This window comes from Capnocytophaga ochracea DSM 7271 (assembly GCF_000023285.1).
In the GTDB taxonomy this organism is placed as follows: Bacteria; Bacteroidota; Bacteroidia; order Flavobacteriales; family Flavobacteriaceae; genus Capnocytophaga; species Capnocytophaga ochracea.
On record NC_013162.1, the window covers coordinates 1,661,468 to 1,684,696 of the forward strand.

Consider the following 23,229-nt stretch of genomic DNA (forward strand, 5'->3'; position numbering starts at 1 on the left):
TGTATTTACGTTATAATCAGTGAAATTTAAGCAACTCGTTGCTAAAATCCGTGTAATCTGTGCGAGACATTTAAAACAGCAAAGCTGTTTATTTGTTTGATTTTTTTTAAGATTTGAGAGATTTCTGTAGCGTAAGCTACACTTTTCTTACATCGAACTCACATCAATTAACCACTAACCATTAATCAGTCGCTTTCTCCATTGCTTCATCAAACAAAGGTTTATAGAATTCAGGCAGTTCTTTTTGGAATTTATTTTGGTAAACCCTTTGTAGTACCTCATAAGGTTGCAGGTCGTTTAAAGTAATTTCCTTTTGCAAAGTTTCCTTTTTAGTGTTTTGTTGCTGTTGGTAGCGCACATCTATACGCGCCAAGCGTACGTGTTTATGAGCGATAGCTTTCAGTATGCTGTTTTTGAGTTCAGGAGCAGGTTCGTTTAGTAATACTTTTACTTCTAAATAAGGAGCAGGAGTATGAGTAGTTCCCTTAGGCAAAGAAGCCAAAGCATTCAGTACTTCTTTAACCGGTAGTGGTCGTTCAGGCACGCTTAACATAGGAGTATGCAACGGAATAGGCACCGTTTTAATATCCTGTACACGTCCTTCTTCTAATGAAAAAGCCACCACTTGATGCTGATAATCCTTTTCTGAAAATGATAAGGGTATAGGACTTCCCGAGTAGCGTATATGAGCTTTACCACCTAAGGTTTGAGCTTTGTGAATATGTCCCAAAGCAATGTATTGTAACACGTTAGGAAAGCTCGTTGGTTTGAAGCCTTCCATTCCCCCAATAATAGGACGCTCAGCCGTGTCCTCATCGCTGAGTTCTGCTCCCAAAGCGTGCAGATGTCCCATAGCAATCAGCGGTTTTCCTTTGGCAATGGCTAAAGCCTTTTCCGTAATTTCGCGGTAGAAAGCCTCCACCCCTTGAGTATAATCGGGGTTAGTATCTTCATTTTTAGGAGTATCCCCTAAGCGGAGAAAAGGCACAGCAAGGCAGTAAGCCATTACTTCCCCTCTTTCGTAAAGCGGAATAATAAGACGTTTGTAATCTATCTCTCTCTGTTCATTTCTTTTCACATATCCCACCAAATGCACTTGTGTATCTTCCAAGAGTGGTTGGGGCATTTCAAGGCGTACAGGCGAATCGTGATTACCCGCAATAGCTATAATTTGCAGTTGGGGGAAACGCTCAGTTGCTTGATGAAGAAAATGATAAAACTGCTTTACCGATGCCACTGCAGGGTTAGCAGTATCAAACACATCACCACTGATAAGTAAAACATCAGTATGTTGTTCTTCAATAATTTGCAAAAGATTATCTAAGAAATATTGATGTTCGTTATAGCGGTCGTATTGGTAAAACGTTTGTCCTAAGTGCCAATCGGCAGTATGTAGCAAGTTCATTTTTTAGCTATTTATTTTCTCAAATGGCAAAAATAATGTATATTTGCCATATTTTTGTATACTAATGGAAAATAATTATAAAATGGTAGCCAAAACTTTCTTTGGCTTTGAAGATATTTTAGCTGATGAATTGCGCAATTTAGGGGCTATGCACATAACCAAAGGCGTTCGCAGTGTACAGTTCGAAGGTGATAAAGGCTTTATGTATAAGGCGAACCTCTGCTTGCGTACCGCTTTAAAAATACTGAAACCTATTGCTTCTTTTTATGTGCGTAGTGAGAAAGAATATTACCAAAAACTCTATGACTTCAATTGGCAAACCTACCTAAGAGTAGACCAGACCTTCGCTGTTACAGCCACCTTACAAACCGAACTTTTTAATCACTCTCAATACGTGGCTTTAAAAGCCAAAGATGCCATTGCTGATGCTTTTCGCAATGCCACAGGTCGTCGTCCCAATGTAGATGTACTACACCCCGATTTGGAGATACATATTCATATTCAGCGCAACGAAGTAATTGTGTCACTCGATAGTTCGGGCAATTCCCTGCATCAGCGCGGGTATCGTACAGCTACCAATATAGCTCCTATCAACGAGGTGCTCGCTGCTGGTATCCTACTACTCAGCGGTTGGCAAGGGCAGTGTGATTTCTTAGATCCTATGTGTGGTAGTGGTACTTTTTTGATAGAAGCAGCTATGATAGCTTGTAATATTCCAGCCAATGTACACCGTAAAGAGTTCGCTTTTGAACGTTGGAACGATTTTGATGAAGACCTCTTTAATCTTATCTTTGGCAGTTGTATTAAAAAAATACGAGAGTTTCACCACCAAATTATAGGATATGATAAAGCACCGTCAGCAGTAGCCAAAGCCAAAGATAACTTAAAAAACGCCGACCTATCTGAGTACATTCAAGTATTCCAAAAAGACTTTTTTGCTACTGAAAAAGAAGATAAACAGCAACCATTACATATGGTGTTCAATCCTCCTTACAATGAGCGCCTACAAACCGATGTAGAACAGCTTTACTCATCGATAGGCAACACTCTTAAACATCATTACCCCAATACCGATGCGTGGTTTATCACTTCTAATTTAGAAGGTATAAAATATGTAGGATTGCGTCCTTCACGAAAAATAAAGCTCTTTAATGGTAAATTAGAAAGCCGATTGTTACAATATAAGATGTACGAAGGAAGTAAGAAAGCTAAAAAACAAGCCGAAGAGTAAAGTTCTATTTTACAAAAGGCATTACCATTAAATAGAAACTGATATATTGCCCTAATAATATAAGGATAGCTGTTCCAAAAAGGAGCAACTTTTTTTGTTTGGCTCGTGAGGAAAGCAAGATGAGAAAAGGTAGTACAAAACTGAGAATGAGCATTGCTACAATAGCCTCTCCGTAGCCTTTGCTGAGAAGAGTTTGGTAATAAACAGTTTCTTCAGGGATATTGGCGTACCATATCAGCATATATTGTGAGAACCACAAATACGCCCAGAAAATAGAGAATCCAAAGAGGTATTTGCCTAAATCAGAATAGTGTTCTGGCTTGCTAAATAAGGTAATGAGGGCAATACCTGAGAGCAGAAAACTGCTGAGCAATTGCCACGCAAAGAGGGTGCTGTGCCATTCGGGAGTAAGGCTTAAAAGCCAATCCCACGCCATTGGAGTTTCGGTAAGAAAGAAAATAACTAAAAATAGTACGTGAGGCGTTAAACTCTTAAACTTTTTTAAAGTATAGCGATACTCCACCCATACTGCCATATAGCCCACAGCACGCAACAGAAAATAAGGTTCGTTATGCACTATATACAGCACTCCCAACAAAACTAATAACACTAACCATAAAGATGTTGTGATACGCTTCATTATAGGGTATAAATCGGTTACCCATTCCGCGTGAGTTACTTTGTTGATAGCATAGAATACCAATACCCCTACCAACGTAAGCGCTACAAACAACAGAATTGAATATGTTAAAAACAATATGTTCATACTTCTTACCTCTTATCTCTTAGCTGTTCAACGTACATTGCTACTTGCCAGCGTTCTTTCTCACTCAGCTGATTAGCAAAAGCGGGCATTGTATTGCGTCCATAGTAGAGCACGTGGTAAATGCTACCTTCGGTGAGCTCTCTGCTCTTGTAGTTGGGAACGCCTAAAATCTTCTCCCTTTGCACTAAAACTCCTTTGCCGTCACCTTTCTCACCGTGACAGAGCGCGCAATAGATACCGTAAAGTTTTTTGCCATCGGTTAGATTTTGAATTTGTTGTAGAGTATCAGTTGCTAAGGGGTTGTGCAATTGTGCTTTGGCTTGCTCATAACCCTCAATGGTATTAGGGTAGCGGTAGGGCAACTCACCTCTTTTTACAGTGTGCTCAGGAGGGGAGAGCGGTGCGACTTCATAAGTTTTATAAGCAGGACTCTGGTACATATCGGGCATAAACTCAATGTTGCGCTCTTGTTTGTTCCTACAACCAACTACCAATAATATTAGCAATAAATACTTTATATAATTATTAAAATGTTTCATTTCTTACCTCTTACTTCTTACTTCTTACTTCTTATCTCTTACCTGAATTACAAATTTATCATCACTACTTTTCTTTATAGGATTTTCAGCTTTTTTGAATGGATATAACCTACTTCTGATAAAGAAACTAATCACCAATAGATGCGCTGCAAAATATACAACCAACTCGAATATTATGGGTATAAAAGCGGGGAGGTTTTGCCAGAAAGTGGCATTAGGCTTTCCACCAATATCCATTGGCCAGTCTTTTATCATTGTGAAATAGGTAAGCCAACACCCGAAAAACAAGCCTATGAGTCCGTATAGAAAAGTAGCTTTGCCTAAGCGAGTACGCTTGAGTCCTAAGGCTTCGTCTAAACCGTGTACATAAAAAGGCGTATATACTTCTTGAATCTCCTTGCCTTCTTGCTTCAGTTGTTTGACAGTAACCAAAAGTTCTTCAGGAGAGGTAAGAGTTAAGAGATAAGAGTTAAGAGATACCTGCTCCCTAACATCTGTCCCCTGATACCTAAGACCTGACACCTGTCCGCTGACACCTTTCACTTCTGCTTGTGCAATCATTGGGAAGCTCCTTGCATATAATAAGAACAACAAAAAGAAAAATCCCAAAGTGCCTACAAATATCCCTATATCCACCCACGTAGGACTAAACATCGTCCACGACGACGGCAGATAACCGCGATGCAGTGAGGTAACGATAATTACAAAACGCTCAAACCACATCCCCACACATACTACCAAAGCAACGCATACTGAAAAGGCAATGCTACGGCGTAACTTTTTGAACCATAGCAATTGAGGAAGGACAATATTGCAAATAATCATCGTCCAGAATGCCCACGCATAATCACCTGTAGCACGATTTATGAAGACGTATTTTTCAAACTCCGAGTGAGAGCGCATTGCCATAAAAAACTCGGTCAGGTAAGCAACCGCTACAATACTACCCGCAACTAACATTACAGTGTTCATCAGATCGATGTGTTTGAGGGTGATATAGGCTTCTAATTTACATACTTTGCGCAAGATAATCAGTAGCAAACTCACCATTGCAAAACCCGAAAAGATAGCTCCTGCTACAAAGTAGGGCGGGAAGATAGTAGTGTGCCAGCCAGAGACCACCGAAGTAGCAAAATCAAAAGAGACAATAGTATGCACCGAAATGACTAACGGAGTGGCAATACCTGCCAAGAGCAACATTGTTTCTTCCATACGTTGCCAATCTTTGGCGCGACCACTCCACCCAAAACTCAGCAAGCTGTAAATCTTCTTCTGAAAAGGCTTGAGAGCACGGTCGCGCAACATAGCAAAATCGGGGAGTAAGCCTACCCACCAAAATACTAAGGATACTGAAAAGTAGGTAGCAATAGCAAACACATCCCATAGCAAAGGCGAGTTGAAATTGTCCCACAACGAGCCGTATTGGTTAGGAATAGGCAAGTTGAAATGCAATAACCACGGTCTGCCCAAATGCAGTATCGGGAAGATACTCGCTTGAAGCACCGCGAATATAGTCATAGCTTCAGCTGAGCGATTAATTGCCACCCGCCACTGTTGGCGAAAGAGCAACAATACCGCCGAGATGAGCGTTCCCGCGTGCCCGATACCTATCCACCACACAAAGTTGGTGATGTCCCACGCCCAACCTACGCTTTTGTTGAGCCCCCACGCGCCTATGCCGTCGCGCAAGGTTACCCATATTGCCCACACTCCCCAGAGGGTTGCAAGGAGGGTAATACCAAAGGCAATCCACCACGCACGCGAAGCACGACCTTCAATGGGGCGCGCTATATCTTCACTGATGGTATGATAGGATTTATCGTTGAGTATCTGCATAAATAAGATTTTTTACAGCGTCCTTGCCGTCGGGAGTTACAAACACACAAGTGAATTGCCATTTCACCAATCGCACTTCGGGGGTAGAGAAAGCACCCACGGGGAGCTTGAGTAACACTTTATTCCATCCCTTGTTGAGGGTAACTTGCAAAGGAGGACGCACTTGGAAATTTTCGTTAGTAAGAGGTATTTCGTTAGAGAGTTCTCTGTGAGTTGATTCCCATATAGGAGGAGAGAGTTCAGTATCGTTTAGCCAAATTTTGCTCTCCTTGTAATCCCATTTGCCTTGTGGCGGGGGAAGATCTTTTTCCGACCGACTGTAATCTTGAAAACTTACCCATAAACCAACCTGCTGTTCTTCGGGTGAATATACATAAGTGTACACATAAGCAGTGTGGTTGGGCTGAGGGTTTTTATAAAAAGCAGGAACAAGTTTCCCCCAAGTATGTCGCAAATAAATGCCAGCCCCTATGGCTTTATGGGTATGATAAGTTTTTCCTTCATAAGAGTAGCTTTCTTTTAAAGCTTTCTCAGGTGGAAAGGATTGAGCAAGGTTGCCATTGTTAGGGAAAGCATCGGTAATACGCCAAACTACGTTGGTTTGAGGTACGTAGGCAAAGGGTTCGGTTGTAAAATGATGGGTTTTATGCCAATACATACGTCTTTCAAAATCGGCAAACTGCTTGAATATGGGGTCGTTGGTATCTGTGGGAAGCATAGTGCCTTTGCCGTCGAAATATTCGCTACCTCCTCCTTTCCAAGAGCGCTCAGCTAAGGCGAGCATCGCAGGATAGAAATTGTTTTGAATGAGAATATTTCGCTCTCCTCTGATATAGCGATCATTCCACAACCCTATAATAGCTCCCGCGTGGTCTTCATCGCCTTGGGCTACATTTAAAATCCTACTGTTGTAGAGAGCAACCAAATCGCCAAAAGTATCGAAATGATTGATGTAGTGAAATTTGCTATCGATAGCAGGGATGCCTTTTTGTGCTTTACCGCGATAACTCCACAATTGGGTCATATCTATTTCACCTGCTTTATATTGCCACCCAGGATTCCACGAAATCACCTTTTTGCCTTTATGGCGCAGGTAAGCCACCATTTCGGGTACAAATTGCGGATTGCTAAAAACTACTTCATCAGTGCCTATATGAATATAAGGAACATCAAGATTTTCGACTACCTCATCCAATAGTTCTTTGAGAATTGCCATTCCTTTTTCCGATTGCATATCTACCCCAAAAGCCTTTTCAAAAGCACGACTGTGTCCAGGCATATCAATTTCGGGGATGAGCAATACATTGTGTTTTTTGCAGAAAGCAACTAACTCTTTGGCTTCTTGGAGGGTATAGTATTGGGCAGGCATACGCTCATAGCTAGAAGGAGCATTGAGTTCAGGATAGCGCAAACTCTGCAAACGCCACCCTTGGTTTTCAGTGAGATGCCAATGAAATACATTGATTTTATACTGCGAAAGTAGTACTATTTCTCTTTTCAACTCCTCCAAACTCATAAAGGTGCGTCCTACATCTTGCATAAAACCTCGTACTCTAAAAGCAGGATAATCGATGATTTTGCACCCTTCGTAATAGGCTTTATTGCCTTTAATAACCAAAAGTTGTTTTAGGGTTTGTTTTGCCCAAAACACGCCTCTCCCACTGATCGCCCTAATGAGGATATAATTTTTGGTAACTTCCAATAGATACCCTTCTTCTTTATTGATAGGAATTTCGGGCAAATCGGCTACTCTTTCTACAATAATGAGAGGGTGTGTTTCTGCTGAGGCTACCTTGTAGCGTTGTCCATTAGCGATGACTTGTTGCGGTGCAGGCAATAAGTGGTCTATCCCTGCATACAACACACAAGGAGAAACACACCAAAAGTATATCAAAAATATGTAAAACTTCATAAATTCTAATTTCTAACTTTCACTTGATACACCACATTAGGGTCTGTCCCCAGCTCAGCTAAAAGCTGATACATACGATCGCTGGCACTGAGTTGGGCGATTTTGCTTCCTTCTTCGTTAGCATCGCCAAATACCATAGCCCCTGTATTACAAGCAGCTGCACAAGCTACTATATTATTAAACTCTCCTGGGGCGACCGCACGACCTTCTCTTTTGGCTTTCAGTATTACCGCTTGGGTGTTCTGGATACAGAGGGAACACTTTTCCATTACCCCTCGCGAACGAACCGTTACATCGGGGTTGAGCACCATACGTCCTATTTCGTTGTTCATATTGTAGTTGAACTGCTTATTTTTACTATACTGAAACCAGTTGAACCTACGCACTTTATAGGGGCAGTTGTTGGCACAGTAGCGCGTACCTACACAGCGGTTGTAAGCCATTTGGTTTTGTCCTTGCTGTCCGTGAGCCGTAGCGATTACGGGACAAACAGTCTCACAAGGGGCATTATTACAATGCTGACACATCACGGGCTGAAAGCCTACGCACCTTTGTTCGTTTTCTCTTGATTCATAACGATCGATGCGCAACCAGTGCATATCGCGCGAGCGACGCACTTCTTCTTTGCCTACTACGGGCACATTGTTCTCGGCGTGGCAAGCGATCACACAAGCCGCACAACCCGTGCAAGCATTCAGGTCGATAGAGAGTTTAAAGTGATGTGGGCTGGTAGAGTCTTTCTTTGTTTTAGGGGGTTGAGGGTTCCACACTTCGGCAGAGGAGTTTAAGAAAGTATCTAAACTGATTTCTTTAAGAATATTTTTACGCCCCACCAATTCATTTTGCAGTTGCAAGCAGGCAAATTGGTGAGTGCCGTCTGCTTTTTCTATCTGTACGCCTTGGTTTTTACAATGGTCTTTATAAAGAGGGAAGGCATTCACGCCTATTTGCATTTCGGTTTGTATACCTGACTTGCGCCCATAACCTAAGGCAAGCCCCACACTGCCTTGCGCTTGTGCAGGAGTGATGAGTACGGGAGCGATGATACTTTTGCCGTTAACACTCACTTTCGCCTGATGCCCGTCCAAAGCACCATCAGCTGTATGCCAATTTTCAATACTCAGACGCTGGGCATCGCTGGGGTGCATCGTGAGGAAGTTATCCCACGTAGTGCGGTGGATAGGGTCGGGGAGCTCTTGTAGCCAAGGATTGTTAGCCTGCTGCCCATCGCCCAAAGCGGTGCTAGTGTAGAGAGAAAGTTCAAAAGGCGATTCCGTTTGGCTTATAAGTAATTGAGAGATAGATATATCAGTAAAAGATTCTTTGGTGCGGAATAAACTTAGTCGTTCCTCTTCTTGTTGTTCAAAATCAAATCTTTTTTCCTTATCTACAAAAGTGCCGTCGTGTAGGGCTTGTTCCCAAGAAAATCCTTTTAAGATATGGCCTTCCCAATGAGCTTTGATAAAATCGTAATAGCTCTCCTTGTGTCCTATCCATTGCAAAAAACAGTCTTGCCATTGGCGGGTGTTGAAAAGCGGACGTATACAAGGCTGCATCAGTCCGTAGTGCCCGTATTTAAATTCTACATCGCCCCACGACTCTAAATAATGAGGTTGAGGCGCCCAAAGGGTCGTTTGCACGGCAGTTTCATCAACACGTATCGCAAAGGATACCGAAAAAGGTACTTTTTTCAAGCCTGTGGCAAATGCTTCGGCGTTAGGCAAACTGTATAAAGGGTTGAGATTGTTGATAAAGAGAACGCCTACCTTGCCTTCGTTCATATCGGTGAGCAATGGTTTGAATTTCCACACTATATCTCCTTTGCGCGTGAGTACGGGTGTTTCAGGTATAAAAGCCTTGCTTTTCAGTCTTTTATTCAGCGCAAAGGTGAGTTCTTGGGCATTGTCCTTATCAATACCTGTTACGATTACGGCATCGCTACCCGCTTTTTTTACTTCATCGGCTATTGCTTTGAGTTTTTCATTAATTTCAGCAGGAAGATCTTCAGAATGAGAAGTTTGATATTCTGTTAAAAAAATATAGAATTGTGCTAAAGCTACTTTCAGTTGTTGAGGGGTGAGGTCGATACGTTCATCGGCATTAGCGCCTGTAAGGCTGAGGTTGGCTTCCAACTGAATATGGCGTGACATTCCATTTGCTTTGCTGGGGATACGCCCTTGCGCATAGCCTGCTTCATAGCCCCCGCCATTCCAATCTCCCAAAAAATCGGCATCAAAGGAAACGATGAGCTTTGCCTTGCTGAAATCGTAATCAGGCATCGCGCGCAGTCCACAACGTTTTTCAAAAGCTCTGAGAGTAGCCTCTTCTGAGATGGTATCGTATTCTATGAGCTTAAAGGTAGGGTATTTTTCTTTTAGGAGTTCTACAAGAGCATAACTCGACGGACTGGCGAGTGTTTGGCTGAGCATCACAATTTGCTTTCCTTTAGCTTTTGCTTTCTCTAAGGCTGAAAGAGTATCGGTCTCAATTTTCTGCCAAAAACCTTCCCCTGCAATGGTGGGAGGTTTCCTATTTTCATCGTATAAACTCAATACCGATGCCAATATCCTTGCATTCACTGCCCCTCCTGCTTTGGCTTCGGGGTTGCGCAATACAGCAATGGGTCGCCCTTCGCGAGTTTTCACCAGTACGCTGGCAAAGTCAAAACCATCGGCGATGCAAGTAGCGTAGTAATTGGCTTCACCTGCTACAATGCTTTCGGGCTGTATCACATACGGAATTGTTTTGTGTACCGCCCCTTCGCAACCTGCTAAGGCAGCCACTGCTGTAGAAAAACCTAAGAATTTTAGGAAATCCCGCCGTGATGTTGGTATGTTATGTATGGACTCTTTAGTCATTTGTAACTCGTAATTCGTAATTATTAGTAGTGACATTTAGCACATTCTAAGCCTCCCATTTGGGCAACGGTTAGTTTGCTAACATTTAACTTTTTAGCCAAAGCCTTGTGCACTTCTTCATAGTGCTGATAATAAGGATTGTTAGCATTCACAGGCATTTGGCGGTGGCAGTTTATACACCACCCCATCGTAAGAGGAGCGTACTGGTGTACCACCTCCATTTGTTGTACTTCGCCGTGACATTTCTGACATTCCAATCCACCTACAGCTACGTGCTGACTGTGATTGAAATAAGTGAAGTCGGGGAGTTTGTGAATGCGTATCCACTGCACAGGTTTAGAAGTGCCCGTATAGCGAAACTTCTGCTCGTCCCAGCCTACTGCTTCGTATAATTTCTTGATTTCTTTAGTGTAAAATTCCTTAGTGTAACCATTGGTGAGATCCTCCTCACCCTCATATTCCGAAATGGTATTATGGCAACCCATACATACATTGAGTGAGGGCACACCTGCTACTGCTGAAGTCCGTGCCCCTGAATGGCAATATTTACAATCGATTTGGTTATCACCCGCGTGAATTTTGTGAGAGAAGTGAATAGGTTGTATAGGTTCATAGCCCTCGTCTACCCCTATCTGCATCAGAAAGGCGTAAAGAGCGTAAGTAATGCCCAAAAAGGCAATAATAAGGGTTGATATAATGATAATCTTTTTCAATTGATAATTCATAATTGACAATTGACAAATGCCGTTGCGTTACAAACTTTGGCAAAGTTGAAAATGTATCCTCTTTACTTGTTCTTTGGCACTTTCTAAATCGATGTTCTCAATTACCGTATTTGAGAGGGCAATGCGCTGGGCATCACTCCATTGTTGTGCCATACGCGCTCGCACTTGGGCTTCGGTGCAATGGTCGCGTGCCATTACACGGGCAATGCGCACCTCCTCAGGTCCTGTAACCGTGATGATATAATTACAATCCTTATAGCTTCCACTCTCAAAGAGGATAGCGGCTTCTTTCACTACATAGGGCGAAGTTTGCTTCTTTGTCCACTGTTTAAAATATTTTGCAAGGGCAGGATGTACAATGCCGTTGAGTATCGCCAATTTCTCAGAATTGTTGAACACAATCTGGGCGATATAAGCGCGGTTATACTCTTCATTTTGGTAAGCCTCCTCACCAAAAGCAGCCATAATGCGTTTCTTTACCTGCGCATTGTTAGCGATGAGCGCTTTAGCTTGTTCATCTGAATTGAATACTGCGATACCTAAAGCAGCAAATTCTTTGGCTATAGTGCTCTTGCCACTACCAATACCTCCTGTGAGTCCTACTACCATCATTCTTTGCGTATTAGAAAATCAACGGAGGTTTCTTTCATAAAAGCTACCTTTATGCGTCGTTTATGAGTATTGAGTTGTAGTGGTATATGGTTGTCGGTTGCCTCGCACAAATCAGCAGTTACTTCAATATCGTTAGGAGTAAGGGTCTTTAAGATACTCAATTCACCTGTACAAAGTACACTCACTTCGTCGGGGAAGACTTTCACTTGACTCTCTTTCGGCACGCCCATCACCTTCACAGGTACGCGCAATTCCTGCTCGCTCACCTTATCGACAAAGGCTTGCATCACAATTTTATGAGCGTTATAATGTACCCAAGGAGTGCTTTTGAGCGTATAAGTTTCACCGAAATTGTCTTTTAGCGGACGTTTGTGTCGGTATTGAAAAGTTACTTGTGTGAGCGTATCTATTACTTTTTGGCTACCTGAAGCTACTACCGAATCGGGTAAGAGGCGCAGTTCTGTAAGTTGGTATTCTTTAGGGAATTCCACGTTTAGGTGTACTACTACGGGTATTTTTTTGGTGTGTTTGGGTACTAAATATAGTTGTAGAGTATCGGAGACTACCGAGCGTATTCTGAAATTCGATAGGTAAGTATTGCTGAGCTTGTCCTTACTGCTTTTAGAGAGTGTATAAAAGTGTTCGCCCACTTCTTGTAAATCGGAGAAATCTACGGTGAGGGTAGCATTTTGTCGGTAGGATTTCAGAAGAGAAAAACCATTGCCTTCTACTGTTATTCTCACGTAGTTAGGAGCAGAGGGTAAAAATACCTTGTCGGCTGGCAGATTGATAACCGTTACTGGTACCGATAATTCTCTGATGAGATTTTTAGAGAGTTTCTTCAGCGACCAAATGAATACCGAGAGCAACAGGCATATCACAAAAGTGAGGTTGCGACGATTAGTGAAAAAGAGGCGAAATGGCTTCATAATTAGGTAAAAGGTAAAATTTGGCACAAAGGTATAAACTTTTATTGAGAGCACAAAATAATACTTATTAATACTTTAATGCGGTATATACCTATTATTAGAAAAGTATATACCTGTGGGGTCAGCGGTATATATCTATCACTAAACGGGTATATACACGTTACAGCTCGCGTATATACCCGTTTGGTATTAGAATACTATTTGAGTATTTTCCTAATATAATTGGCTTCGTGGATACTTTGGGTAAGGGCTTCGGATTGTTCAGTTTCGATGAGAGTTCTGAAAGCTTCTAAATTCTTGATATATTCATTGAGGGCTTTTAGCACATTGTCCTTATTCTCCAAAAAGATAGGACACCACATCTGAGCGTCACTTTTTGCCAAACGTACCGTAGAGGCGAAACCTGTGCTGGCTAAATCGAAGATTTGAGCTTCGTCTTTTTCTATCTCTAAAACGGTTTTGCCCAGCATAAACGAACTTACGTGCGAGAGGTGTGATACATAGGCAGTATGTAAGTCGTGGTCAGAAGGTTGCATCATCTTCACGCGCATATTAAGGGCTTTTACAATACTCAACGCACGGTCAAGCAGTTGCCAATTGCTTTTTTCTACTTCACAAAGTGCCATTACTTTCCCATCGAAGAGGTTGTAAAGAGCTGCCTCAGGTCCTGAATGCTCGGTACCTGCCATAGGGTGCGCTGCTACAAAATTTTGCCTATGGGGGTGCGTAGCTACTACCTCGCAGATGTGACCTTTTACAGAACCTGCGTCCATTACTAACGTGTGCTCGCCTACTTTATTGAGCACCTCTATAAGCACTTCGCCTATATGGTTCACGGGTACTGCTATGAGCACGAGGTCGGCATCGGTGAGATGGTTGTAATCTGTACTTTCATCGATGATGCCTAAGGCTAAGGCTTTTTCTATATGATTAGGGTTTAGGTCGATACCAGCAATGTGATAGCCCAAACGTTTTTTTAATTCTAAAGCAAAGGAACCTCCTATGAGACCTAAGCCTATGATGACTGCTTTTTTCAATTCGATATTAATTAGCTAATTGTCTCATAGTGTATAGCACCAATTCAGTGGGTGATTTTTCAGTAACTATCCAAATAGATTTATCTAAATCTACATCTATTGCAATGGGGGATACTGATTCTACGGGAAAGTCTTTTAACAATTTTCCTTTTTCGTCGTATAAATAGGCTTTTTTGGTGTTCTGTTCGTTTACTGAGACGTAGTTGATGCCACGAATACGGAACTGTTTAGGACGGGCATATTTACCTTCGGGAAGTTCAATGCGTTGCCCGCCTATGGTAAGTATATTGGCTGAAAGAGAGGTAAGAGCATAACGATTACCTTCCCAATAAAAGGGTTCTACCAGCGATGGATTTGTGCGATTCATTCCTCCTTTCTCATCGATAGAAATAAGGTTACCTTCTTGAGTGGTGAACATAAACAAGTTATTGAATACCAAAGGAGGATTGTTGGAGAAACGATAGTTACCCTTTACTGTTATTCTGTTTTCACCGTTGCGGTGCAAGATATTAAAGATACCATTATCGGAAGGGTAGATAAGATAGTCTTTGCCATTGAAACGGTAATGCTTAGGAGTAAACAAAGGTTTTCCATTGGTGCGCTGTAAGAAGCCTTTCACTTGTTGTCCTTTTCTGTCTAACAGGTGCAAGATATTGTTTTCGGCAAAGAGGAAGCGGTATTCGCGATTGCTATCGTAATCGAACACCTCCAAAGGTGTGATAGGGTTTTGATATTTTAGAGGGAAAGGCTCTACCACATTGCCGTTGCGGTCAATAATCCAGATAGACTTTTCGGTAGTGAAAGCCATTTGCAAGAAGCCGTTTTTAAATAAATCGACCTGGTAAATAGGGCTTTGTATCTTTCCGTCTAAGCGTTTTTTCCACAAGAGAGAACCGTTGTTACCTATCAGATATAAATCGTTATTGGTGTCTTGCACGGCTATTTCGAGTTGTTTGGTGCGGTGGTTTAAGAGAATGGTAGGAGGAATAACCATTTGGTCGTCTAACGTAAGGCGGAAACGTTCTTTCATTTCATCGGAAAGAGTGCTTTCAGTTTGTTTTTGACTGATGAAATTGAGCACGTAATAGTCGTTTTGAGGGGTTTGTTGGAATACTGCCCAGCGATAGTTTTCGGCTATATAAGGATATTTACTGCTAAAAGCTGTGTTGTCATAAAGATTTGTGAGCCGTGTAACACTCACGTTGGAAGCGCTGTTTTGTTCTAACCAATCGTAAGATTTATTGGCTGAAAGCACATTGCCTCGTTGCATATCGTTGATTACTGAGGTAAGAAGGTCTTTGGTGGTAGTAAACACGAGAAACTTTTCATACACTCCGACGTATTTAGGGACAAACTGAGGTACAAAAGCCGTGAAAAAATCCATTGGAAGGTCGGGGTTTAGTTCGTACATAGAGAAGTTGTGCTGAAAGTCTTCTGAGAGTACGGGCAACTGTTTGATGGTCTCATCTACATCAAAAGAAGAGGCGACAGCAAATTGACCTTCGGGGGTTTGAGCGAAAGCTACCCCATTGATAGAGGTTTTAAACGGATTATTGGTAGCTGTACTATCGTTTTGAGCGAGCTTATCGCCGTCGTCGAAAGTGTAAGAAACGAGTGAACGCAAGCGCGCGGGAAGTACGTTTAACACATTGTTTTGATAGGGTAGGGTGTGTGCCATTATATCGGCATTGGCATTGGCAATGAGCGCCATACCGCTAAAACGTATGTTGTTTTCTTCTAAGAAAAGGTCGAGAGAGACCCAATCTTTTACATTTTGCAATATCTCAGTTCCGAAAAACGATTTGAAGTAAGCATTTGCTTCGTCTTTTTGGAAGAAAAGAGTGGCAACGCATTCGGTATTACCTACTTTTTGGAGTTGTTCCAAAGACTGTTGCCGTGGTGTTTTAGTTTCTTGTTTCAGTTGTTGATAAGCCGCAACAGTCTCGGAATCGCCTATAACCAAGTTGTTATCGGCTATGGTGTAAAACCATTCTTTACCAAACTGAGCTTGTTTTTGGATTTGAGTATCGGCATTGCGCCAAAAACTAATAGTATCGTTACTAATACGGGGAGTTATGGCAAAGAAATGACCTTCGGTATCAAAAGCTACCCACAAGTTATCATCGGTGGGAATGCTATTAAGGAGTTTTACCTCGTGTGGGCGCAACTGATGAGGATTGTGCGTTTTCCAAAAGGTATTGTTAGCAATGGCACTGAGGAAGTTGTCTTTATCGTTGATGCGGAAAAGCATTTGCGTATTATCGGGGAAGAGCAAGGGTGTTACCTCCTCTTTCTTCTCTTTGGAATCGCAGGCGAGCAGGGATAAAAACAGCGTTATGTAAAAAAGAATGCGCATAATTAAGATGTTTCAATGAAAGCAGTGTAATATGCAATGAAGTGCAAAGGTAGGAAAAAATTTTTTAATACCAAAAATGCTGATAATGGCAATAATACCAGAAATGCCAATAATACCAAATAATGACAGAAATACTGATAATCAACTTTGCCAAAGGTGCGAGCCGCACAGGCAGTCGTAGCACGACGGGCAAAGAAAATTAGCAGATTAGAGAATTAGCAAATGGGGGAGGGTTGAGTCGTGCGGAAGGAAACGGAAAAGAACGGAAGAGAGCTGAGAGAAGTTTTGGTGAAAAAAGGGTGTAAGATGGGTGGGGTTAGCTTATAGAGAGCTTATAGGAAGCTTATACGAATCTTGGACGATTGGTATAGAAAGGGTGTGTAAAAAATTGATTAATAGCTTAATACAACAATGCCAAAAATGCCAAAAATGGGGTTTCGAGGCGAAAGAAAGAGGAAGAGGTGCTAGTCCTTAGGTCATAGGTGCTAGGGGAAGTATGACGGAAAAAGGGAAGATAAATTAGAGAATTAGCAAATTTGGAAATGAGAAAATGGGGAGGTGTGAGGTCTTAGGTCATAGGTAATAGGAGAGAGTATGACGGAAAAGGGAAGAGATAGAAGTATGGTAGGATAAAATTATAGGAAGAGTTGATAGTGAACGGTTAAACAGTGGATAGCTTAACAGTGAATAGTTAAAAATTGAAAATAGAAAAATAATCGAAAGTAAGATAGAGATGAGATAAAGGTGTGTTATGTTAAAATTAAGGATTTTTCAGCTTAAATCAAAAAAAAAGAAAATAATTCATTGCTAATTGGAAAATAGTTTTTACCTTTGTGGCGTTAAAAGAATTATAATAATAATTTACCAACTCCATTAACAAACATTATTTTAACCGATGAAAAAGTTATCCTTTTTAATTTGGGGGCTATTGCTGTCTTTCTTCAGTACAGCTATAGCCCAAGAGCTCGATACCATTCGCTATAACCAATATGGCGTGGCAGTCGATAGAAAAGAACTTCGCTCAGAGGCACGTAACAACATCTTGGTTTTTGAATCAAAACATCAGAACTATAAGTTTTGGTTTGACAACCGTGTGCAAGTGGATGCTGCTACGTTTTTTGGCGCTAAGAGCGATTACGACAAGATAGGCAACGGTGCTTCTATTCGCCGTGCTCGATTTGCCGTAAAGGCACAAGTTACCAAAGATTGGTACGGTGAAGTGGACGTTGATTTCGCCGATGGTATTTTTGAACTTAAAGATGCTATCGTGGAATACGACGGAATTAAGAACGTAGCCTTGAAGGTGGGAAACTTCAAAGAAGATTTCTCGATGGAGCAAACTACCAGTTCGCGTTACTTAACCTTTATGGAACGCCCTATGGTGTGTAAAGCCTTAGTGCCGTCACGACATTTGGGTATTCAAGGAGAGTACTTGCGCGACCATTTTAGGGCTTCGCTTGGTATGTTTTTGCAACGAGTGGCTGGCGTTGAGGAAGTGACCAATGTGCAAGACAACAATAAGGATTACGGACGCAACCAGGGGTATTCAATCACCAGTAAAGTGGGCTGGATGCCTTATACCGAAGACCGTATGCAAGGTTGCTATTTAGGTGTTAAGGGCTCTTACCGCACTCCTAAAACTGATGTAGCACCTAAGGATTACGGCGGAGCGCGTTTCAGTACCCGCAACTCTACCTCGATTAACCGCAAAAAGTACTTAGACACTGATGTTATACCCAATGTAGACCACGAATGGTTGCGCGGGGTAGAAGCTGCTGCTTACTACGGAGGCTTCCGCGTACAAGGAGAGTGGATAGGCAACCACGTTACTACGGAAGCTACCTATTACAATTTCACGGGTTGGTATGTGCAAGCAGCGTATTTGCTCTTTGGTGGTAAACAGAAGTTTAACGTATCGGAAGGCGAGTTTACTCAGCCTACCCGAGGCAAGGAATGGGGTGATGTGGAGTTGGCAATGCGCTGTGATTACCTCAGCTTGAACGACAAAGACGTGTATGGTGGTTCAGGTGCAAACTTCACTACGGGGTTGAACTTTTATGTGAATAACAACGTGAAAATAGCTCTGAACTATCAGTATACCAACAACGACCGTTATGCAAACGGCAGAGGTAAACTGTTTATTGGGCACGATGCCACAGGAGCCCCAACTACCGATTATAAAAAAGCGGTGGAAGGCAAAGGCAAAGGCGGTGTGAGCTACCATATGCTCGCTATGCGCTTTGAAATTAATTTCTAAACATTCACCTTTTAAACCATTACTAAAATGAAAAGTTTAAGATACATACTTCTATTAATATTGGTCATCACAGCAGGTTGTGTGAAAGATGCAGTGTACGAGGGAGCTTCGACTATCAAATCGGTGAAGCTTACTCCCGCAGCCCCTACCTCGACTGACAACGTAGTGGTAACCGCTGTAATAGCTCCGGGACTACAAGCACCTTCGACAGTAACTTTGGTTTACAACGCAGGAGCAGGTAACCAAACCGTAGCGATGACGGGCAAGGACAATACTTTTACAGGGACTATTCCGGCACAAGCCGATAAAACAAAAGTAACCTACAAAGTAACAGTAGTGAATACCGCAGGATTTTCGACCGTAAAAGAAAGTAGCTATGTGGTAGGCGATAAGCCTTCGGACTACACTAAATTGGTTCTCAACGAGCTTTACGGAGCAGGCGCCGATGCCGAAAAATTTATAGAACTTTACAACAACGGCGATACTCCTATCAAACTAAAAGACGTAACCATTAAAAAAGACGAAGAACTTGTGTGGACGGGTATTGAGGGTGAAGTGGTAGCCCCTCACTCACATTTTGCTATCGTAGGCGCCAAAGGTACTACCCCGAGAGGGTTCAGTTCGGGTTTTTCGAGCAAGAAAAATGTGCTTATAGAGCTTTATAGCCCTGAGGGAACTAAGCTTAACACCTTCCAACGAGGTGAAAAAGGCGATGGTTGGGGCAAAGTGAGTCTTGCGGCAGTTACGAAATCGTGGAGCCGATGTCCTGATGGTACAGGTAAATTTATGCAAGCAGACCCAACTCAAGGAAAAGCGAACCCTGCGACAGGAACAGAAGATGAGACTGTTAAGCAGTGAGAGAGGAGGAGAGTAAGGACGGTTATTGTAGAGAAATATTACAAAATAAGCGATTAAACAATAAATGATATAAAAACATAATTATGGCAAAAGAAGAATTAAAGATTGGCGAAATTTCTAAACCGCGTTTTGAGTTTCGCAGTTTTGGGCGTTGCTTTGCTAAACAAGCCGAGCGTATGGCACGCCTAAGTGTACCTGTTCCTGAAAAAGTATGGGAACGCCGCAGTACCGAAACCTATATTGTGAGTAGGACTAACGATGTGAACAACACTAAAATTCGCGATGGTAAGATGGACATCAAAACCTTTGTACAAAAGGTAGATGGCTTAGAACAATGGAACCCACTGATGAAAGGAGAGTTTCCCATCTCGGCAAAAGTGCTTAAAGAAGAAGTATTCCCCGCTTTTAAAGTGCAAGGAATGCCAGAGCTTACCAAAGGAGAATACACCTTAGGAGAGTTCTTACAGATGGTGGAAGCACACCCCGACTTGCAAGCAGTAACCGTTGAGAAGGTGCGTTTTGGTTATATGGTGAACAATACCATTTGCGAAACCGGTAACGTATATATCAATGGGGCTTTGGTGAAAACCATTAACTCAGAGTCTACCGAGATAGAAGATATTAAGAAAACCATTGCCGATTGCGGGTTAGAAGGAGTAGAGAACATCAACTACTTGCAAGCGATTAAACGCGTGATTGGAATGATACATAAACCCTTAGCAAATTAAGTTATGGCACAAGAAATAGAAAGAAAATTTATGGTGAAGAGCGATGCCTATAAAGCAGCATCGTTTAAGGCGACTCGTATCACCCAAGGTTATTTAAGCTCCGTTCCCGAACGCACCGTGAGAGTGCGCATAAAAGGGGACAAAGGTTTCATTACCATAAAAGGCATCGGTAATGAAAGTGGCGCAAGCCGGTTTGAATGGGAAAAAGAAATACCCGTAGCTGAAGTGCAAGAGCTATTGAAGCTATGTGAACCAGGTATTATAGACAAGACACGTTATTTGGTAAAGAACGGCGACTATTGTTTTGAGATTGACGAGTTCTATGGAGATAATGAAGGACTTGTAATGGCAGAGATTGAATTACCTGACGAGAAAGCTACTTTTGCCCGTCCTGATTGGTTGGGAGAAGAAGTAACAGGCGACAAGCGTTATTACAATTCAATGTTAATGAAGAACCCTTATAAAAACTGGAAATGACAAACAATACCGACCACACGCCACCCTTTGACCCTTTGGATATGAATAACTATCATATCGAAAAGTTGCCAAAGGTACAAAAAACAGGGGTAGAGCGGTTCCTCCAACGCATTGGAGGACCGCTTGCTATCCTCGCCTTTGTGCTTATTTACTGGGTAGCCAATATTTCGTTTATCAACCGGATTGATACCAATGAGAAGACGACACCGCTTACTGAATCGGCGATGGCTCGGTATGCCCAAATAGAAAAGGCTAAAACCAAACAACTAACAGCTACAATGAAGGGAGAAAAAAAACTCTCGGACGAGCAAAAAGTAACCCTACAACAGGCAACACACAACGAGTTTATACACATCAACTACGCGATGCTGGCTATTTTTGTAGCTGCTATTATTTTATGGATTACCGAAGCAATCCCCAATTACCTCACTTCATTACTGGTAATACTGGGCATTGTACTTTGTGGAGTCACGTCGGACAAGACGGCATATGCTCAATTAGGACACCCTGTGATGTGGCTCAATATTCTTTCGTTTATCTTAGCGAGTATGTTAGTAAAAACGCAGGTGGCGAAGCGATTTGCTTTGTGGTTTGTGTTGAAGTTTGGCAGAAATTCGGGAGGTATTATACTGAGTTTTATCATTATTAACTTAGTACTATCGGCATTTATTTCGGCAACTACTGCCAAAGCTGCTATACTGTTGCCTATCTTTATGGTAATAGCCGCTATCTACGGAGCTACGGGAGGAGAACACCGCAATAACTTCGGTAGGAATTTGATATTGCAGAACCTTTTCCAAATCAATTTAGGAGCTAATGCCTTCTTGACAGGCTCAGGGGCAGCCCTTTTAGCGGGCTCTCTTATAGCAGGAGCTATGGGTATAGGCTCTTTTAGTTATCAAGATTGGTTTAAAGCAGCCTTTCCGATGAGCGTGTTACTTATTCTCATCGCGTGGTTCGTAGGCTCGAAAATATATTTTCCACTGAAAAAAGAAGAGCGCGTACCACAGATTGAAGGAGGTATGGAAAGGCTTAGAGAAGAGCTTAACAAGCTCGGCAAAATGAAGTTTGAGGAATATAAAGCGATTGCTATTTTTCTTTGTGTACTCATTTTGTGGGCTACTGATAAGCAACACGGTATCAACCAAACAGCAGTAGCTTTTATGGGTGCGGTAGTAGCCTTGCTTCCGGGTGTAGGCGTAGTGAAATGGAACGATGTAGACATTCCTTGGCACTTGCTATTGTTCTCGGCAGGCGCTTATACCTTAGGGGCAGGACTCGACGCGACGGGTTTACCTGGCACGCTTATAGATGCACTTTTTGGTAGTTTAGGGATTACTCAAGCCACTCCGTTTTGGGTATTGTATATGATACTCACAGGAGGGATTTTGCTTTTCTCGCTTATATTCCAATCTAAAACAATGCTTACCCTCATATTCATTCCTATTGCCATAGGGGTAGCTCAGAAAAACGGGTATCCGATTATGAGTCTGGCTTTCCCCGTAGCAATGCTCGTGGGACACGTGTATGTACTGCCCTTTAACAGTAAACCTGCTGCCCTGCTGTACACTACCAATCAATACAGCTGGAGCGACACCTTCAAGTTTGGTATCACGATGATGTTTATCAGTTGGTTGATGATACTCTTGTGGGGCGAAACGGTATTGCGGTGGTATGGGTTTACCAATGGAGTGTTCTTTTAATACCACAATGCCAATAATGCCAATAATGCCAATAATGCCAATTACTGAAGGTAAAAGATAAAAGGTAAGATAAAGATAACTCTTAAAAAGAGTGCTAGGTATTGGGTGTAGGCGCGTCAATTATAAAATCATAATACCTCCAAAGAGTATTTAATTCTTTGGAGGTATTTTTTGTAAAAAAGCACTATAGTTCTGTAGTCATAGGTATAACTATAGACTCGTGCCAGTGGTATTTTGCTAATCTGCTGTTATTTTAAGGCTTCTCTCACTTCTTTTTCGAGGTCTTCTATACGGTTCTTTAAATCATCTGATAACTTTTGAGCAGAACTTTTTAACTTTTTCAGATTGAACGAAAGTATTACAGATGAAATACCTGTGAAGATAAATGCTAAACCTGTGAATACTACTAATGAGATACCTGTAAAGATAGGATTAGCAATCAAAATGAACGAGAGGATAATACTCAATACGCTCACTATGGCTAAGTTCCCCCAATTCAGTACGCCTGCTTCTTTTTCTTCGAAGGCAAAACCGAGTAGCTGAAACGAACGGAATAGCAACGTAAAACCTACTACCAATGGTAATATAAACATTGATAGGGCAGGATACATAAGTAAAAAGATACCCATTATCAATGAAATGAGTCCGCTTACCAAATACCACCCCCAACCATTGAGATTTTTAGTATTCTGTAAGGCAAAGAAGGACTCAGTTATCCCTGATATTAAGAATGAGAGACTAAAGAGTACTGAAAGGGTAAGATAAGAAGCTTGTGGTGATATAATTACTCCTATACCACAAAGAATGAACAAAATCCCTAAAATAAGGTGAATGTACCAGTGTTTTACTGATCTTCTGATGGATTTGAAAAAATGCAACATAACTTTATCATTTAAAAATTAATGACGCAAAGGTAAGGATATTTTTTTGATTAGCAAAAATATTTACAAAAAAAGATTAAAAATATAGTTGTTTTGTCAGTTATGCAGTTTATTGGTTA

The 23,229-nt window shown here is 41.8% G+C and carries 18 protein-coding genes; 6 read left to right on the top strand and 12 right to left on the bottom strand.

All coding sequences use genetic code 11. The features are described from left to right. Window positions 1–181: 181 nt before the first annotated feature. Complete coding sequence (locus tag COCH_RS07100; RefSeq protein WP_015782545.1) at window positions 182–1,405, bottom strand: exonuclease SbcCD subunit D; 1,224 nt, start codon at window positions 1,403–1,405, stop codon at window positions 182–184. A 64-nt stretch (window positions 1,406–1,469) separates the two neighbouring features. Between COCH_RS07100 and COCH_RS07105 the strand changes: the two genes are divergently transcribed. After that, the gene (locus COCH_RS07105; RefSeq protein ID WP_015782546.1) at window positions 1,470–2,636 is read left to right on the top strand and encodes a THUMP domain-containing class I SAM-dependent RNA methyltransferase; all 1,167 of its coding nucleotides are present in this window, start codon (window positions 1,470–1,472) and stop codon (window positions 2,634–2,636) included. 4 nt (window positions 2,637–2,640) lie between these two features. On the opposite strand, the gene COCH_RS07110 is transcribed toward COCH_RS07105, so the two are convergent. The 10 genes from COCH_RS07110 to COCH_RS07155 all read right to left on the bottom strand — a co-directional run bounded on the left by COCH_RS07110 (window position 2,641) and on the right by COCH_RS07155 (window position 16,206). Beyond that, a complete protein-coding gene (locus COCH_RS07110; protein ID WP_015782547.1) occupies window positions 2,641–3,402 on the bottom strand; it encodes a hypothetical protein in 762 nt (253 codons plus the stop codon). Between the two features lie 5 nt (window positions 3,403–3,407). Beyond that, a complete protein-coding gene (locus tag COCH_RS07115; protein ID WP_015782548.1) occupies window positions 3,408–3,941 on the bottom strand; it encodes a c-type cytochrome in 534 nt (177 codons plus the stop codon). A gap of 24 nt (window positions 3,942–3,965) precedes the next feature. After that, complete coding sequence (locus tag COCH_RS07120) at window positions 3,966–5,777, bottom strand: quinol:electron acceptor oxidoreductase subunit ActD (RefSeq protein ID WP_015782549.1); 1,812 nt, start codon at window positions 5,775–5,777, stop codon at window positions 3,966–3,968. Continuing rightward, window positions 5,758–7,689 carry a family 20 glycosylhydrolase gene (locus COCH_RS07125; protein WP_015782550.1) on the bottom strand — a complete coding sequence of 644 codons (1,932 nt, stop codon included), beginning with the start codon at window positions 7,687–7,689 and terminating at the stop codon, window positions 5,758–5,760. The genes COCH_RS07120 and COCH_RS07125 overlap by 20 nt, the downstream gene beginning before the upstream one ends. A gap of 5 nt (window positions 7,690–7,694) precedes the next feature. Next, entirely contained in the window at window positions 7,695–10,547 is a 2,853-nt protein-coding gene (locus COCH_RS07130) for a 4Fe-4S dicluster domain-containing protein (RefSeq protein WP_041546945.1), read from the bottom strand. A gap of 23 nt (window positions 10,548–10,570) precedes the next feature. Beyond that, window positions 10,571–11,272 carry a cytochrome c3 family protein gene (locus COCH_RS07135; RefSeq protein ID WP_015782552.1) on the bottom strand — a complete coding sequence of 234 codons (702 nt, stop codon included), beginning with the start codon at window positions 11,270–11,272 and terminating at the stop codon, window positions 10,571–10,573. A 27-nt stretch (window positions 11,273–11,299) separates the two neighbouring features. Then, window positions 11,300–11,884 (bottom strand): dephospho-CoA kinase, encoded by a 585-nt coding sequence (gene coaE / locus COCH_RS07140; protein WP_015782553.1) that lies wholly within the window; start codon window positions 11,882–11,884, stop codon window positions 11,300–11,302. Then, window positions 11,881–12,813: a YbbR-like domain-containing protein gene (locus COCH_RS07145; RefSeq protein ID WP_009416999.1), complete on the bottom strand. Its 933-nt coding sequence runs from the start codon at window positions 12,811–12,813 to the stop codon at window positions 11,881–11,883. The genes coaE and COCH_RS07145 overlap by 4 nt, the downstream gene beginning before the upstream one ends. Before the next feature lie 197 nt (window positions 12,814–13,010). Further along, the gene (locus COCH_RS07150) at window positions 13,011–13,850 is read right to left on the bottom strand and encodes a prephenate dehydrogenase (RefSeq protein ID WP_002675505.1); all 840 of its coding nucleotides are present in this window, start codon (window positions 13,848–13,850) and stop codon (window positions 13,011–13,013) included. Between the two features lie 7 nt (window positions 13,851–13,857). After that, complete coding sequence (locus tag COCH_RS07155; RefSeq protein ID WP_015782554.1) at window positions 13,858–16,206, bottom strand: hypothetical protein; 2,349 nt, start codon at window positions 16,204–16,206, stop codon at window positions 13,858–13,860. 895 nt (window positions 16,207–17,101) lie between these two features. Between COCH_RS07155 and COCH_RS07160 the strand changes: the two genes are divergently transcribed. From COCH_RS07160 to COCH_RS07180, 5 genes are all read left to right on the top strand, one after another. Next, the gene (locus tag COCH_RS07160) at window positions 17,102–18,463 is read left to right on the top strand and encodes an OprO/OprP family phosphate-selective porin (protein WP_015782555.1); all 1,362 of its coding nucleotides are present in this window, start codon (window positions 17,102–17,104) and stop codon (window positions 18,461–18,463) included. 27 nt (window positions 18,464–18,490) lie between these two features. Continuing rightward, window positions 18,491–19,321 carry a lamin tail domain-containing protein gene (locus tag COCH_RS07165; RefSeq protein ID WP_009411329.1) on the top strand — a complete coding sequence of 277 codons (831 nt, stop codon included), beginning with the start codon at window positions 18,491–18,493 and terminating at the stop codon, window positions 19,319–19,321. 83 nt (window positions 19,322–19,404) lie between these two features. After that, window positions 19,405–20,049: a hypothetical protein gene (locus COCH_RS07170; RefSeq protein WP_002675535.1), complete on the top strand. Its 645-nt coding sequence runs from the start codon at window positions 19,405–19,407 to the stop codon at window positions 20,047–20,049. Window positions 20,050–20,052: 3 nt separating this feature from the next. Then, entirely contained in the window at window positions 20,053–20,526 is a 474-nt protein-coding gene (locus COCH_RS07175; protein WP_009417413.1) for a CYTH domain-containing protein, read from the top strand. Then, window positions 20,523–22,229, top strand: a complete 1,707-nt coding sequence (locus COCH_RS07180; RefSeq protein ID WP_015782556.1) for an SLC13 family permease — start codon at window positions 20,523–20,525, stop codon at window positions 22,227–22,229. Before COCH_RS07175 ends, COCH_RS07180 begins: the two co-directional genes overlap by 4 nt. A gap of 248 nt (window positions 22,230–22,477) precedes the next feature. Here the strand turns inward: COCH_RS07180 and COCH_RS07185 are convergent, their stop codons facing one another. Further along, window positions 22,478–23,110, bottom strand: coding sequence for an HdeD family acid-resistance protein (locus tag COCH_RS07185; RefSeq protein WP_015782557.1), 633 nt, complete (start codon window positions 23,108–23,110; stop codon window positions 22,478–22,480). Window positions 23,111–23,229: the final 119 nt, after the last annotated feature.

Excerpts from the sequence above, each read along its gene's own strand:
- COCH_RS07100 (WP_015782545.1), bottom strand. The coding sequence starts at position 1,405 with ATGAACTTGCTACATACTGCCGATTGGCACTTAGGACAAACGTTTTAC.
- COCH_RS07105 (WP_015782546.1), top strand. The coding sequence starts at position 1,470 with ATGGAAAATAATTATAAAATGGTAGCCAAAACTTTCTTTGGCTTTGAA.
- COCH_RS07110 (WP_015782547.1), bottom strand. The coding sequence starts at position 3,402 with ATGAACATATTGTTTTTAACATATTCAATTCTGTTGTTTGTAGCGCTT.
- COCH_RS07115 (WP_015782548.1), bottom strand. The coding sequence starts at position 3,941 with ATGAAACATTTTAATAATTATATAAAGTATTTATTGCTAATATTATTG.
- COCH_RS07120 (WP_015782549.1), bottom strand. The coding sequence starts at position 5,777 with ATGCAGATACTCAACGATAAATCCTATCATACCATCAGTGAAGATATA.
- COCH_RS07125 (WP_015782550.1), bottom strand. The coding sequence starts at position 7,689 with ATGAAGTTTTACATATTTTTGATATACTTTTGGTGTGTTTCTCCTTGT.
- COCH_RS07130 (WP_041546945.1), bottom strand. The coding sequence starts at position 10,547 with ATGACTAAAGAGTCCATACATAACATACCAACATCACGGCGGGATTTC.
- COCH_RS07135 (WP_015782552.1), bottom strand. The coding sequence starts at position 11,272 with ATGAATTATCAATTGAAAAAGATTATCATTATATCAACCCTTATTATT.
- coaE (WP_015782553.1), bottom strand. The coding sequence starts at position 11,884 with ATGATGGTAGTAGGACTCACAGGAGGTATTGGTAGTGGCAAGAGCACT.
- COCH_RS07145 (WP_009416999.1), bottom strand. The coding sequence starts at position 12,813 with ATGAAGCCATTTCGCCTCTTTTTCACTAATCGTCGCAACCTCACTTTT.
- COCH_RS07155 (WP_015782554.1), bottom strand. The coding sequence starts at position 16,206 with ATGCGCATTCTTTTTTACATAACGCTGTTTTTATCCCTGCTCGCCTGC.
- COCH_RS07160 (WP_015782555.1), top strand. The coding sequence starts at position 17,102 with ATGAAAAAGTTATCCTTTTTAATTTGGGGGCTATTGCTGTCTTTCTTC.
- COCH_RS07165 (WP_009411329.1), top strand. The coding sequence starts at position 18,491 with ATGAAAAGTTTAAGATACATACTTCTATTAATATTGGTCATCACAGCA.
- COCH_RS07170 (WP_002675535.1), top strand. The coding sequence starts at position 19,405 with ATGGCAAAAGAAGAATTAAAGATTGGCGAAATTTCTAAACCGCGTTTT.
- COCH_RS07175 (WP_009417413.1), top strand. The coding sequence starts at position 20,053 with ATGGCACAAGAAATAGAAAGAAAATTTATGGTGAAGAGCGATGCCTAT.
- COCH_RS07180 (WP_015782556.1), top strand. The coding sequence starts at position 20,523 with ATGACAAACAATACCGACCACACGCCACCCTTTGACCCTTTGGATATG.
- COCH_RS07185 (WP_015782557.1), bottom strand. The coding sequence starts at position 23,110 with ATGTTGCATTTTTTCAAATCCATCAGAAGATCAGTAAAACACTGGTAC.